This is a genomic window from Variovorax sp. Varisp36 (assembly GCF_047304235.1).
In the GTDB taxonomy this organism is placed as follows: Bacteria; Pseudomonadota; Gammaproteobacteria; order Burkholderiales; family Burkholderiaceae_C; genus Variovorax.
The window spans coordinates 1-12,659 of the sequence record NZ_JBGLYU010000061.1 but is presented as its reverse complement, the minus strand read 5'-3'; the positions used below and the strand labels follow the sequence as shown (position 1 = coordinate 12,659).

17 protein-coding genes and 1 pseudogene are annotated in these 12,659 nt (G+C 63.5%); 17 read left to right on the top strand and 1 reads right to left on the bottom strand.

The window, feature by feature from the left end:
- Positions 1-82: 82 nt before the first annotated feature.
- The 17 genes and pseudogenes from ACCD11_RS25895 to ACCD11_RS25815 all read left to right on the top strand — a co-directional run bounded on the left by ACCD11_RS25895 (position 83) and on the right by ACCD11_RS25815 (position 10,870).
- A complete protein-coding gene (locus ACCD11_RS25895) occupies positions 83-976 on the top strand; it encodes an RHS repeat domain-containing protein (RefSeq protein WP_413316015.1) in 894 nt (297 codons plus the stop codon).
- Positions 973-1,650 (top strand): hypothetical protein, encoded by a 678-nt coding sequence (locus ACCD11_RS25890; RefSeq protein WP_413316014.1) that lies wholly within the window; start codon positions 973-975, stop codon positions 1,648-1,650. The genes ACCD11_RS25895 and ACCD11_RS25890 overlap by 4 nt, the downstream gene beginning before the upstream one ends.
- A gap of 10 nt (positions 1,651-1,660) precedes the next feature.
- Entirely contained in the window at positions 1,661-1,879 is a 219-nt protein-coding gene (locus ACCD11_RS25885; RefSeq protein ID WP_413316013.1) for a hypothetical protein, read from the top strand.
- Positions 1,879-2,361, top strand: coding sequence for a hypothetical protein (locus ACCD11_RS25880; protein WP_413316012.1), 483 nt, complete (start codon positions 1,879-1,881; stop codon positions 2,359-2,361). The genes ACCD11_RS25885 and ACCD11_RS25880 overlap by 1 nt, the downstream gene beginning before the upstream one ends.
- A 247-nt stretch (positions 2,362-2,608) precedes the next feature.
- The gene (locus ACCD11_RS25875) at positions 2,609-3,019 is read left to right on the top strand and encodes a hypothetical protein (RefSeq protein WP_413316011.1); all 411 of its coding nucleotides are present in this window, start codon (positions 2,609-2,611) and stop codon (positions 3,017-3,019) included.
- 21 nt (positions 3,020-3,040) lie between these two features.
- A pseudogene (locus ACCD11_RS25870) lies at positions 3,041-3,230 on the top strand (RHS repeat-associated core domain-containing protein); the annotation flags it as partial.
- Between the two features lie 95 nt (positions 3,231-3,325).
- Positions 3,326-3,634, top strand: a complete 309-nt coding sequence (locus ACCD11_RS25865; protein WP_413316010.1) for a hypothetical protein — start codon at positions 3,326-3,328, stop codon at positions 3,632-3,634.
- Complete coding sequence (locus tag ACCD11_RS25860; RefSeq protein ID WP_413316009.1) at positions 3,631-4,023, top strand: hypothetical protein; 393 nt, start codon at positions 3,631-3,633, stop codon at positions 4,021-4,023. Before ACCD11_RS25865 ends, ACCD11_RS25860 begins: the two co-directional genes overlap by 4 nt.
- Before the next feature lie 51 nt (positions 4,024-4,074).
- Complete coding sequence (locus ACCD11_RS25855; RefSeq protein ID WP_413316008.1) at positions 4,075-4,236, top strand: hypothetical protein; 162 nt, start codon at positions 4,075-4,077, stop codon at positions 4,234-4,236.
- A gap of 138 nt (positions 4,237-4,374) precedes the next feature.
- The gene (locus ACCD11_RS25850; protein ID WP_413316007.1) at positions 4,375-4,659 is read left to right on the top strand and encodes a hypothetical protein; all 285 of its coding nucleotides are present in this window, start codon (positions 4,375-4,377) and stop codon (positions 4,657-4,659) included.
- Positions 4,656-5,291 (top strand): 2-hydroxychromene-2-carboxylate isomerase, encoded by a 636-nt coding sequence (locus tag ACCD11_RS25845; protein WP_056508851.1) that lies wholly within the window; start codon positions 4,656-4,658, stop codon positions 5,289-5,291. The genes ACCD11_RS25850 and ACCD11_RS25845 overlap by 4 nt, the downstream gene beginning before the upstream one ends.
- Positions 5,292-5,298: 7 nt before the next feature.
- On the top strand, positions 5,299-6,174 hold the full coding sequence (dapF, locus tag ACCD11_RS25840) for a diaminopimelate epimerase (protein WP_007838426.1): 876 nt from the start codon (positions 5,299-5,301) through the stop codon (positions 6,172-6,174).
- Positions 6,171-6,875: a DUF484 family protein gene (locus ACCD11_RS25835; protein WP_413316006.1), complete on the top strand. Its 705-nt coding sequence runs from the start codon at positions 6,171-6,173 to the stop codon at positions 6,873-6,875. Before dapF ends, ACCD11_RS25835 begins: the two co-directional genes overlap by 4 nt.
- The gene (locus ACCD11_RS25830) at positions 6,872-7,507 is read left to right on the top strand and encodes a YdcF family protein (RefSeq protein WP_413316005.1); all 636 of its coding nucleotides are present in this window, start codon (positions 6,872-6,874) and stop codon (positions 7,505-7,507) included. The genes ACCD11_RS25835 and ACCD11_RS25830 overlap by 4 nt, the downstream gene beginning before the upstream one ends.
- Positions 7,491-8,480, top strand: coding sequence for a tyrosine recombinase XerC (locus tag ACCD11_RS25825; protein ID WP_413316004.1), 990 nt, complete (start codon positions 7,491-7,493; stop codon positions 8,478-8,480). The genes ACCD11_RS25830 and ACCD11_RS25825 overlap by 17 nt, the downstream gene beginning before the upstream one ends.
- Before the next feature lie 14 nt (positions 8,481-8,494).
- Positions 8,495-9,709, top strand: a complete 1,215-nt coding sequence (locus tag ACCD11_RS25820) for a class I SAM-dependent rRNA methyltransferase (RefSeq protein WP_413316003.1) — start codon at positions 8,495-8,497, stop codon at positions 9,707-9,709.
- Between the two features lie 108 nt (positions 9,710-9,817).
- Positions 9,818-10,870 carry a CobW family GTP-binding protein gene (locus tag ACCD11_RS25815; protein WP_007838435.1) on the top strand — a complete coding sequence of 351 codons (1,053 nt, stop codon included), beginning with the start codon at positions 9,818-9,820 and terminating at the stop codon, positions 10,868-10,870.
- A gap of 137 nt (positions 10,871-11,007) precedes the next feature.
- Here the strand turns inward: ACCD11_RS25815 and ACCD11_RS25810 are convergent, their stop codons facing one another.
- Positions 11,008-12,504 carry a YdgA family protein gene (locus ACCD11_RS25810; RefSeq protein ID WP_413316002.1) on the bottom strand — a complete coding sequence of 499 codons (1,497 nt, stop codon included), beginning with the start codon at positions 12,502-12,504 and terminating at the stop codon, positions 11,008-11,010.
- Positions 12,505-12,659 lie beyond the last annotated feature (155 nt).

Below are 12,659 nucleotides of genomic sequence, written 5' to 3'. Positions count from 1 at the left end.
GGCTGGGACGGCGACACGCTGGCCTTCGAGAGCACGCAAAGCATCGAGGGCCGCCAGGAATACCTGGGGCCGCGGCGACAGCGTGCACTACATCCACGAGCCCGGCTCCTTCGTGCCGCTGGTGCAGATACGACAGGCCCAAGCCGTTGCGCTGAGCCAGACCACCGACGTGAAGGCGCTGATCGCAGCCAATGGCGGGCGCTACGACATCGAGCAGGATCCGCTGTGGAACGGGGAGCAACTCAACACGCCCGCCCCGTTCGCGAAGGAAGAGATCGCGTTCTACCAGTGCGACCACCTGGGCACGCCGCAGGAGCTGACGGACCACGAGGGACGCATCGCCTGGTCGGCCAGCTACAAGGCCTGGGGGGAAGCCAGGCAGGCGATCAGCGAGGCGGGGCGGAAGGCCGGGTTCAGGAATCCGATCCGGTTCCAGGGGCAGTACTTTGACGATGAGACGGGGCTGCACTACAACCGGTATCGGTATTACGACCCGGTGGCGGGGAGATTTATATCGAAGGATCCTATTGGGTTACAGGGTGGTGAGAATGGCTATTTGTATGCACCCAGCGCGATTGAATGGGCCGATCCTCTGGGGTTATGCCCGATCGGCGCCCAGCGACGACAACAAACGCAAGGCGATGTCACTTTACCGACCGCCAGGGCTGCCCGGCGTGCTGCGATGAGAGCTCAGAATATTCCGACTTCGAGAAGCTATTCCACCGTATTGCGCCCTGACGGCGTAGATAGCTCAGGTGGCAAAATGTACATCGAAGAAATTCGCGACGGCGGCCAAAACTCAGGCGGCCCCCGGAAGATTGGTGAAGTCAAAGTGCATCCTGACGGGCATCAATTTCCGCCAACAAGGCAGACCCCTTGTCCAACTTATGAGCTGCCTCACTACCATGACCCCGATGGCCAGCACATCTCCTATGAACGTGGGCATGTTCGCCCGACAAACAAGTACGGCCGATGAGTAGCTTCTCTACTTTCAACGATACGGGCGGAATAGTTTTCCGCGAAGCAACTTCACTCGATCTCGGAGCTGATGCTTTCTGGTTTCGATTTCATACAGCTGCAGACATGTATCGGCTATCCACAGCAACACTTCCGACGTTCGGCATGACGAAGGCTTTTTTGTTGACAGAGATTTTGCCTGGCGCAGTCAACCCCAAACTTAGCGAATTTCAAGGCGCGTTTGGCCGAGCAAAGTTGCTAGAAATGAATCGACGCAGAATCTTCAGAAGAAAACTGATTGGATCTTCCGAGAGTTTCTTCTTGGACGGTGCTTCCGCTTTCCAAAGTGAGGACTGGAGAAACTACCTGAGATCTGTGTACAACACAGCAGCCGGATTCCTTTTGGTTGGAAATGAAGATGTTACCTCGGCAGTAGAGGGCGCAATTCAACTTGGAAGTTTTTCAGAATTCCTGAAATTCTTGATTCTTCGTTGCCATTCGGTTGGGGTATTCATGGAGGACCACCGAGGCATGAGAAGCATAGTGTTTGTCGGGAACTCCAGTGTTAATTTGATGGAATCCATGGCTGAATATAAGTCTGAATCCTCAGATGCAGTGCTTGAGTCGGTACGTGCGTATGGTGATCGGCTGGCAAACAGAGGATTGATTGAACGGGCTCTGCGAGTTTATTGAGTCAATTTGTATGGTGATGGGCCTGCACCAGGGCTCGCGCTACGACCCGGCCGGCCGACTGCTGGAGCAGCAGATCTCGCAGACCCAACCCTGCGAGGCCGTCGGCATCCGCCGCAGCTATGCCTACGACAAGGCAGGCCAGCTGGTGGCCATCGGCGACAGCCGCTGCGGCAACCTGACCCGGGTGGGGCGCTTCCTGGAAGCCCACAGCCGCCTGAAGCACAAATAATGACATTCAATTTAACAAGGGCTCAAGAGAAGAGACTTTTTCTTCTGCAGAAGAAAAATTTCGAGGAATTGGGGATTAAATCGGATTCAATCTTAGATTTAATTCAATTCCCTGAATCTTCGGTTTTTATTGAGAGAGTAAAAACCATTGCGGACTCCAAGCGCGGCACAGAGATACAAGGCGCAGTCCACTTATTCGTACATTTATTCGAGTTTGCCGCCATTCAAAGTACGGCACTCTTCCTGATTCTTCCCGGTCTTTCGCCTCAAACCGGGTTCACTTATGCACGATATCCTGTAATTAAGGTCAAGGCAAGGCAATTACGTCCCCTCCTTGAATCAATACAAGGAAGGTTTATTGAGGTGGACTATTTTGCCTTGGTTTCCGAAGATTTTAAGCACGGCGTTGTTTTTGATATCTACGCGGGAAATCCAGAAATTCACGGCACGGACAAAGAAATTTGCCGAATTACCAAATGGTAAGTCTGCGCCATACAACTGTCGAGGCAGTAAAGATTCGAGCGCCAACGTCTTTTATGCACAGCCTCTACAAGGAGCAAAACACAAAGGATTTGGTCATCTTCAAAATACATCCGGATGCTATTTTTGAGGTGCAAGAACTAGAATACGACATCAAGCTATTCATAATCGAAAAATCTATTTAGATCTCGCATATTTCGAACGTCAACATTTTCAGCCTTGTCGCACTTATCGTAAATCAGGGAGCCCAATGAAACGACTCATATTGACACTACTGGTCTTGGCAGCCAACACCAGTTTTTCCTCGGAGACCGCATCCAAGGAAATCAATCTCGGCAAATTACACCAAAGCTACGTAAAGGCGGGTTACTCGACCATGGATTTGCCAGAATTCAATAAGAGAGTCGCATTTTCCGGCGTAGTGGTCGGCGGACCGACCAAAGGCTTCAAAAGAGGGCCAGATAGCGCGAATGGCGGTGTTTTGCTCAAAGTAGGCGTTGCCGGGTCGGAAAACGAACTCGCTCGTATGGTTGCCCGCGATGCCGCTACTGCAGAAAAAATGGCGGCCCTGACAGCGGGTACTGCATTCAAGGCTACGTGCACCGTTGCGTTCGCATCGGGCACGGGCTATATCCCTTTGCAAGACTGCGTTTTCCCTTAGGCAGGGAGGAAGGCCGGGTTCAGGAACCCGATCCGGTTCCAGGGTCAGTACCTGGATGAAGAGACGAGGTTGCACTACAGCCGGCATCGTTATTACGATCCGCGCAGTGGGCGGTTCGTATCCAAAGACTCGATTGGACTGCTCGGCGGAATAAATTTCCAACAGTACGCGCCGAATCCGATTGAGTGGATTGACCCGCTTGGGCTGGCGGGCAACCGAGCCAACCGCAGGGCCGGAAGCATCCTTCAACGGCAAGACGCAGTCTCGGGCGGGCATGCGTACTCTCGGCATGGAGCACATACGACGATGCTTGACCAGCAAAGACGTGCAACGAATGGCGTGCCACCGGACGATCCGACCAGAAAGCCTAAGAAATGCGGCCCGAACTCTACCCGCTTCTTGAGTAGCGTCGATCAGCTGGATGCGATTCAGCGCGGAATAGCTGAGATGGATCGCCAGGGGACCAACCGAGCGACCATCAATATGGGACGCACGATTGGCGAGGGCTACAGAAAGGGCGGCAATTGCCCGAAAGAAAACACCAAGTTTGCAACTGTGGTGCGAGGCCCCAATGGGATCGTCACCGCTTTCCCGGACCTTGATGGACGACCATGAAGAAAATTTTCCCTTGGTATATCCGCGCAATGGATTACTTCTTGCTGGCGATGACCGACGACGATCTTGATGAATTTAATATCAACAACGCTGAGTGCCAAGCCAAGCTATTCGATGCGATGAAGGCGGACTTTGATCGCTTCGGCCCAGTAAGCAAGCAAAGAACCCTGGAGTCCCTCGAGTACCTCTACTCGTCAGGCCAGATTGAAAAACTTTGGGGCTACGTGGTTCCGGGGGCGGCCGACGTGGAAGAAGTCGAAGACAAGCACGATTTCCTGCGCGCGCTGTACCGGAAGCTGTCGGGTCACAAGCTTGAGCAGAAGGATTTCGGCGCCGACGTGGAGCTGGTAACGGACCCCGGACCGCGCGGCGTCGACATACGCGAATAACTTGGCCGGGCAGCGACATCATCAGCAAGCAGGGCGACGCCACGCTCGCCCATGTCGGTACCCGCCCCCATGGGGCGCCTGCTGGAAGCCCACAGCCGCCTGGGCCGCGAGACCTTCGCCTTCGATCCGGCGGGCAACATCGGCAACCCTTCCGACACCGGTGCGGACACACAGGCGGCCGGCCGCGTCACCACCCGCGTGCGGTGCGCCTGAACGGCGATGGCCGCAGCATGGCCGGCCGGCTGATGGACAAGCTGCTCAAGGACTACGCCGGCACCCACTACACATGGGACGAGCGGGGCAACCTGGTCGAACGCAGCCGCAACGGAGAAAAGACCACCTTCACCTGGGATGGCTTCAACCGCATGCGCAGCGCCGAGACCTTTCGGCGAGACCACAAGCTTCAGCTACGACGCACTGGGCCGGCGCATCGCCAAGCGAAGCTCACACGCGACGACCCTGTTCGACTGGGACGGCGACACGCTGGCCTTCGAGAGCACGCAGAGCACCGAGGGTCAGCAGGAACAGGCATGGCGCGGCGACCGCGCGCACTACCTTCACGCGCCCCGACCCCAAGGAGAGAAGGGTAGAGCGCGCGACGGCACCGCCCATGCGCTGCAGATAATCGAAACATGATCGCGCTCGACTGCTACTACAGCCTCTCCTCCCCCTGGGCCTACCTCGGCGGCCCGCAACTGCAGGACATCGTGCGCCGCCACCACGTGCGGCTCACGCTCAAGCCGTACGACTTCCAGGCCGTGGTGCCGCAGACCGGCGGCATCCCGCTGAAGACCCGGCCGGAGCCGCGCCGCACGTACCACGCGCTCGAGCTGGCGCGCTGGAGCGACTACCTCGGCATGCCGCTGAACCTGGCGCCCGCGCACTATCCCAAGGGCGCGCCGAGCGACCCGAACTGGAACAAGTACCCTGGCTGGATGGTGATTGCCGCGCAGCTGCAGGGGCTCGACGCGCAGCCGCTGTCGCACGCGCTGCTGCGCGCGCTGTGGGCCGAGGAGCGCGACACGTCGCAGGCGGAAGTGCGCATCGCGGTGGCCGACGAGAGCGGCTACGACGGCGCCTCGCTGCAGGCGCTGGAGCAGGCGGCCGAGACGCTGGCAGCCTATCGTGCCAACAGCGCGGCGGCAGTGGAGGCGGGGGTGTTCGGCGCACCGACCTTCATCCTGAACGGCGAGCGCTTCTGGGGGCAGGACCGGCTGGCGTTTCTCGATCGGGCATTGGACAAACTGCGCCAAGCCAGCGGCGGATAATCCGAGGATGCGAATCCGCTTTACCAAGATGCAGGGAGCCGGCAACGATTTCGTCGTGCTGGACGAAACGCGCGGCACGTTGGGCCTCAGCGCCGCGCAGTACCGCTTCCTGGCCGACCGCCACTTCGGCGTCGGCGCCGACCAGATCCTCACCGTGCGGCCCTCGCCCGCGGAAGGCATCGATTTTCAATACGTCATTCACAACGCCGACGGCGGCGAGGTGGAGCAGTGCGGCAATGGCGCGCGCTGCTTCATGCGCTTCGTGAGCGAACACAAGCTGACCAAGAAGACCGAAGTGCGCGTGCAGACGCTGGCCGGCGTCATCGAGCCGCGCATGGGCGCGGACGGCCGCGTGACGGTCGACATGGGCGCCCCCGTCTTCGAGCCCGAACGCATTCCCTTCGACACCGCCGGGCTCGACCCGCAGCATGACGGTGCATGGCAGAAGTGGCATCTTGCGCTGGGTACGCGAGCAGGCAGTGCTATCGTTTCGGTAGCGGTGCTGTCGATGGGCAATCCGCACGCGGTGCAGGTGGTCGACAACGTCGACACAGCCCCGGTGGCCGAGCAGGGCCCGCAGATCGAGCACCACCCGCGCTTCCCGCAGCGGGTGAACGCGGGCTTCATGCAGGTGGTCGACCGCTCCAACATCAAGCTGCGGGTGTTCGAGCGCGGTGCCGGCGAAACGCTGGCCTGCGGCACGGGCGCCTGCGCGGCGGTGGTGGCGGGCATCCGCCTCGGCCTGCTGGACCGCCGGGTCGACGTGCAGACGCACGGCGGCATCCTCACGATCGAGTGGCAGGGAGAAGGCCAGCCGGTGCTGATGACCGGGCCGGCCACCACGGTCTTCGAAGGCGATATCGAGGTGCCTGAGCTGCCATGACCCCCTTCACGAACAACAACGACGCCAAAAACGCCATGAATCCGATCACCGAAGACGACATCGCGAACTACCTGGCGAACACGCCCGATTTCTTCGAGCGCCATGCCCAGCTGCTGGCGCAGGTGCAGCTCACCAGCCCGCACGGCAACCGCGCCGTGAGCCTGCAGGAGCGCCAGGCCGAGATGCTGCGCGAGAAGATCAAGGCGCTGGAGCACCGCCTGATGGACATGGTGCGCCACGGCACCGAGAACGTGGTCATCGCCGACCGCCTGCAGCGCTGGACCAAGGGCCTGCTGACCACGCGCGATCCGCGCAGCCTGCCGTACAGCATCGCGGTCGACCTGCAGTCGCTGTTCCTGGTGCCGCAGACGGCCATCAAGGTGTGGGACTGCGGCAGCGAATACCTCAACGAGGCCTATGCCCAGTGGGTGAGCGACGACGTGAAGGCGCTGGCCACTTCGCTGACCTCGCCTTACTGCGGGCTCAATTCGGGCTTCGAGGCGGCCAACTGGCTGCCGGAGCCGCAGGCGGCGATGTCGATCGCGCTGATTCCGCTGCGCCCCGACGCCGAATCGCCGGCCTTCGGCCTGCTGGTGCTGGCGTCGCCCGACGCGCAGCGCTTCAACGCCGAGATGGGCACCGACTTTCTCGAGCGTATCGCCGAGCTGGCGTCGGGCGGGCTTTCGCGGCTGCGTCCTTGAAACGCCCGCGCTGGTTGCGGCGGCCCTGGCAGGTCGCGCTGGCCGGCGCGCTGCTGGCCGTGGCGCTGGCGTACGCGGCCATCGGAGCGTTCATCTGGTCGCATGCCGAAGAGCTGCTGGCGCATACGCCGCAGCGGCCGGCCGACGCGGCATTGGTGCTCGGCAGCCGCGCCTATCTCGACGGAAAGCCGCACCCGTGCCTCACCGGCAGGGTCGATACGGCATTGGCGATGGCGCATGCCGGCGTGGTCAGGCAGCTGGTTTTTTCAGGCGGCGTTGATTCGGAAGACGGCCGCACGGAGGCCATGGCGATGCAGGAGCATGCCGTGGAGGCGGGCTTTGCCGGGCCGATGTTGCTGGAGCCGGCGTCGACTTCCACGCGGCTGAATCTCTCGCTGTCGCGTCCGCTGCTGCTGGCGGCCGGCGTGCGCAGCGTGGTGATCGTGTCGGAGCCGTATCACCTGTGGCGGGTCGAGCGGCTCGTGAAGATGAGCGGCTTCGACCAGAGCTTCGACGTGCAGTACGCGGCGGCGCCCACGTCGTGCTGGCGTGCCCTGGGCCCGTTCTCCAAGGGCGCATTGCGCGAGCCGGCGGCCATCATCAACAATGCCGGCCATGGCTACCTCTTCTGAGCCGGTCGCATCCACTCCATCGGACTGGATCGAGAAATACCTGGAGCACGTGCGCGTCGAGCGCCGGCTCGCAGCGCGTACGGTCGAGCTCTACGCCTTTCACCTGCAGGCCCTGCGCGACCACGCAGCCGAGGCCAGGCTGCCGCTGGACCGCGTGCAGACCGCCCACGTCCGACGCTGGATGGCGCAGCTGCACAGCGCCGGGCGCGAGCCGCGCGGCATTGCGCTGGTGCTGTCGTGCTGGCGCAGCTTCTACCGCTGGCTGGGCCACGAAGGCCTGATCGGCTTCAACCCCGTGCAGGATGTGCATGCGCCGAAGGCCGGCAAGCCCTTGCCCAAGGCGCTGGGCGTGGACGACGCGGTGCGCCTCGCCGAGCTGTACGACCCCGAGGCCGACCCGTGGACCGAGGCGCGCGACGGCGCCATCGTCGAGGTGCTCTACGGCTGCGGCCTGCGCGTGAGCGAGCTCACGGGGCTCGACGCGCAGGCGAGCGGCACGGCGCGCGGCTGGCTCGATCTCGATGCGGGCGAAGCCAATGTGCTCGGCAAGGGCAGCAAGCGCCGCATCGTGCCGATGGGCAGCAAGGCGGCCGAGGCGGTGCGCGACTGGCTCGCCGTGCGCGCAGACTGCGCCGGACTGGCCACCGCCCGGCTGCGCGACCCGCAGGCCGCGGCCGCGCTCTTCATCAGCGGCAAGGGCCTGCGGATGTCGTCGCAGGCGGTATGGAAGCTGCTGCGCGAGCGCAGCCTCAAGGCCGGCCTTGCAGCGCCGGTGCATCCGCACATGCTGCGCCATTCGTTTGCGAGCCACGTGCTGCAGTCGAGCAGCGACCTGCGCGCGGTGCAGGAGCTGCTGGGCCACGCCAACATCGCGACCACGCAGGTCTATACACGGCTGGATTTTCAGCACCTGGCCAAGGCCTACGACGCGGCACATCCGCGTGCCAAGGCCAGGCCCGAGAACGACAAGTAAGCAAGCAACGAACAATGAAAACCCTTCGCCTCAAACCCGGCAAAGAGCGCTCGATGCAGCGCCGCCATCCCTGGGTCTTCGAATCCGCCATCGCGCGCGGTGGCGCCGACTCCGGCGAGACGGTGCGCGTGGAGTCGCACGACGGCGCCTTCCTCGCCTGGGCGGCGTTCAGCCCCACGTCCAAGATCCGCGCGCGGGCCTGGAGCTTCGTCGAAACGCAGCGCATCGACGCCGCGTTCTTCGCCTCGGTGTGCGCCCGCGCCGTGACTGCCCGCGGCCTGTTCGATCTGCAGAGCGACGGTGTGCGGCTGGTGCACGGCGAGGCCGATGGCCTGCCGGGGCTGATCGTCGACCGCTACGGCGATACGCTGGTGGCGCAGTTTCTCTCGGCCGGCGTCGAGCGCTGGAAAGATGTTCTGGCCGACGCGCTGCTCAAGGCCACGGGCCTGATGAAGCTCTACGAACGCTCCGACGCCAGCGGCCGCGAGCGCGAAGGCCTGAAGCCGGTCACGGGCTGGCTGCGCGGGGAGGGCCCCACCGAAATCATCATTCGTGAGCACGGCTGGAAGCTCTCGCTCGACATCGCGACCGGCCACAAGACCGGCTTCTACCTCGACCAGCGCGACAGCCGCCAGCGCTTTGCCGAGCTGGCGCAGCATCGGCGCTTCCGGCGCGTGCTGAACTGCTTCTGCTACACGGGCGGGTTCACCGTCGCGGCGCTGGCGGGGCTGAAGGCCGCGGGCGCGCTCGAAGGCGCGGAGCTGGTGTCGGTCGATTCATCGCAACCCGCGCTCGAACGCGCACGCGGCCATCTCGCGCTCAACGGCTTCGAAGGCCAGGGCATCCAGGCGGAGTTTCTCGACGCCAACGTCAACACCGTGCTGCGGGAGTTCATCGACCAGGGGCGCACCTTCGACGCCATCGTGCTCGACCCGCCGAAGTTCGCGCCCACGGTGGCGCATGCCGAGCGCGCCGCGCGGGCCTACAAGGACATCAATCGCCTGGCGCTCAAGCTGCTGGAGCCGGGCGGCGTTCTGTTGACGTTCTCGTGCTCGGGCGGCATCAGCGCCGACCTGTTCCACAAGATCGTGGCCTCCGCGGGGCTCGATGCAGGCGTGGACGGCTATATCGCCGAGCGCCTGGGCGCAGCGCCAGACCATCCGATGACCATCGAATTCCCGGAAGGGGAGTACCTGAAGGGCCTGGTGGTGGTCCGAAAGCCAGCCTGAAACCGGCTTGACCCTGCCACCAACGCAACTCAGTGGCATTGGCTAAACTGCCGGCCACGCCTTTTTCGCCCCCTTTTTCCTGTTTTCCGCTTCCGGAGCACTCCCTTCATGGCCCTCATTCCCGCGACCATCCTCACCGGCTTTCTCGGCTCGGGCAAGACCACGCTGCTCAAACGCATCCTGACCGAAGCCCACGGCCAGAAGATCGCGGTCATCGAGAACGAGTTCGGCGAAGAGAACATCGACAGCGACATCCTCGTGACCGAGTCGAAGGAGCAGATCGTGCAGATGAGCAACGGCTGCGTCTGCTGCACCATCCGCGAAGACCTGCGCGAGGCGCTGCAGCTGCTGGCCGCCAAGAAGCGCCAGGGCCTGCTGGATTTCGACCGCGTGGTGATCGAGACCACCGGCCTGGCCGATCCCGGCCCGGTGGCGCAGACCTTCTTCATGGACGACGAGATCGCCGAGAGCTACCTGCTCGACTCCATCCTCACGCTGGTCGATGCCAAGCATGCGCCGCAGCAGCTCAACGACCGCCAGGAAGCGCGCCGCCAGGTGGGCTTTGCCGACCAGATCTTCATCAGCAAGAGCGAGCTGGTGTCGGCCGAGGAGACCGATGCGCTCATTCATCGCCTGAAGCACATGAACCCGCGCGCGCCGCAGCAGAAGGCGCACTTCGGCGATGTGCCGCTGAAGGACATCTTCGACCTGCGCGGCTTCAACCTGAACGCCAAGCTGGACATCGACCCCGACTTCCTCAAGGAAGAAGACGATCACCACGATCATGACCACGCGCATGGCGAGGCATGCGACCACCCCTCGCACAAGCACGAAGGCGGCCACGGCCACCATCACCACACGGACGACGACGTCAAGAGCTTCGTCTACAAGGCCGACCGGCCGTTCGACCCGGCCAAACTCGAAGACTTCCTGGGTGCGATCGTCAACATCTACGGCCCGCGCATGCTGCGCTACAAAGGCGTGCTGAACATGAAGGGCACCGAGCGCAAGGTGATCTTCCAGGGCGTGCACCAGCTGATGGGCAGCGACCTGGGCCCCGAGTGGGGCAAGGACGAGGCCCGCCAGAGCCGCATGGTGTTCATCGGCATCGAGCTGCCGCGCGAGATCCTGGAACAGGGTCTAGAGCAGTGCCTGGTCTGAGGCCCTGACTTGCTCCTTCCCCCGCTGGGGGAAGGTTGGGATGGGGGCAGGCCTTCGATCGGGCTCTGCGCTTTTTTCGGAGGCCGTCGTGCCCCCACCCCGGCCCTCCCCCAGAGGGGAGGGAGAAACACCGCGGCTTACTTGCCCGCGCTGCCCATGCCGCCCAGCGGCTTGCCGTTGACCTTCAGGCTGCCGTCGCTGAACTCGACCTGGCCGGTCACGTCGTCTCCGTCGCGCTTCACGAAGCCCATGGCCTCGCCTTGCTCGACCAGGCCGGCCACCATTTCGGGCGGGGGCGTCTGGCCGCTCTCGGCGCCGGTTTCGGCCAGCTTCTCCAGCCACTTCATGGGCAGGCGCGCATGGGCCTTGAGTGCGCCGCGCTTCATCATCAGCGCGGTGCCCGGCAGTTGCAGGTCTTCGTCCGTCACGCCGGCCATGCTGACCGTGTAGCCGAGTTCGCCGCGCTTGCCGTCGATCTCGACCAGCATCCTGTCGAGGCCTGCCTCGGGGGCGTACTTGGCCATGGCCTTGAGGTCGGGCGCGAGCTGCTCGGCCAGCGCCTGCATCGCTGCCTGGGAGGCCTTGCTGCCGCCCTTGCCGCAGCCGTTGACGGCGCCGGACTGCATCCAGGCGTCGGCCAGCTTCTTGTAGCCGGCGGCATGGATGCGGCGCGCGCTGCTGGTCAGCTCGAACTTGTCGATCTTGGTTTCGCCGATCTTGCCGGCGCCCTTGAGCGTACCGCTCGACGTGTAGAGGCCGTCCTTGATGCTCGCGTCGGCCAGCAGGTCGATGCCCTGGAGCACGACGGTCGGCAGCGCCTTTGGTGTTTCGGCCGCAGCCGCGCCGTCAGCGGCAGCCTTCTTCTTGATGGCGAATTCGAGGGTGTCGAGCCGGCCTTCGCTCTTGCCGGTGGCAAGGAACCAGCCGGCGCTGCTGTCCATGTCGGCCTTGGCGGTGAGCTTGCCCATCTTCATGGTGATGCCGCTGCGCGCGTCGCTGAAGTCCAGGCCGGGCACGGTGAGGTCGTAGCGCGCCTGGGTGCGTGCTGCGTTCACTTCCACGCGGGCCTGCGCGCCTTGCCAGTCGAGCCGGCCCTTGCTTTCCTCGGCCAGCTTGACGGGCGCGACGGTCAGGTCGGTCGTGACGGCGCCGCTGAAGCCGACCTTGGTGTGCGCGGTCAGGGGCTTGGCCTTGCCGAAGAGCTTCTCGACATCGGCCTGCACCTTGGCGTCGAGCACCAGCTCGCTGTCGATGGTGGCCGCCGCCAGCGTGCCGCCGGCCAGCGGGCCGTGGTGGATGGTGTCGCGGATGGTGAGGCGCAACTGCTTCGGCGGCTTGATGCCGGCGTCCTCCTCGTCGTCTTCCTCCGCTTCGTCGCCCTCGGCGGGCTTGCTGGCGACGGCCGCGGCGGCATCGGGCGCGCAGCCGATTTCCAGCGTCACGGTGCTGACGGCGCCGAGGAAGCCGCGTTCGTACTTGCGCTCGGCCACGCGCACCAGCGCGGTCTGCTTCGGCAGCTCGTCGAATGCGGTGTCGTAACGCGACTTGATCTGCGAACCGGCCCACCAGGTGCTGCCGCCGTAGGCGACGGCGATGGCCGCGGCCAGGACTCCCAAAACTGCTTTCTTGTTCAAGGCTTGCTTTCTTTTTGCGAATGATCGGATAAGCCCGGCCGCCATATGGGCAAAGGCTCGGGCCCCCGGGCCGCCCCCCACGCGGCCCCGCGCGGGGGGTGAAGGAGTTGTCGGGGCGCGCGCGCAAAGCGCCCCCCAGGATGTGTTATTATAAA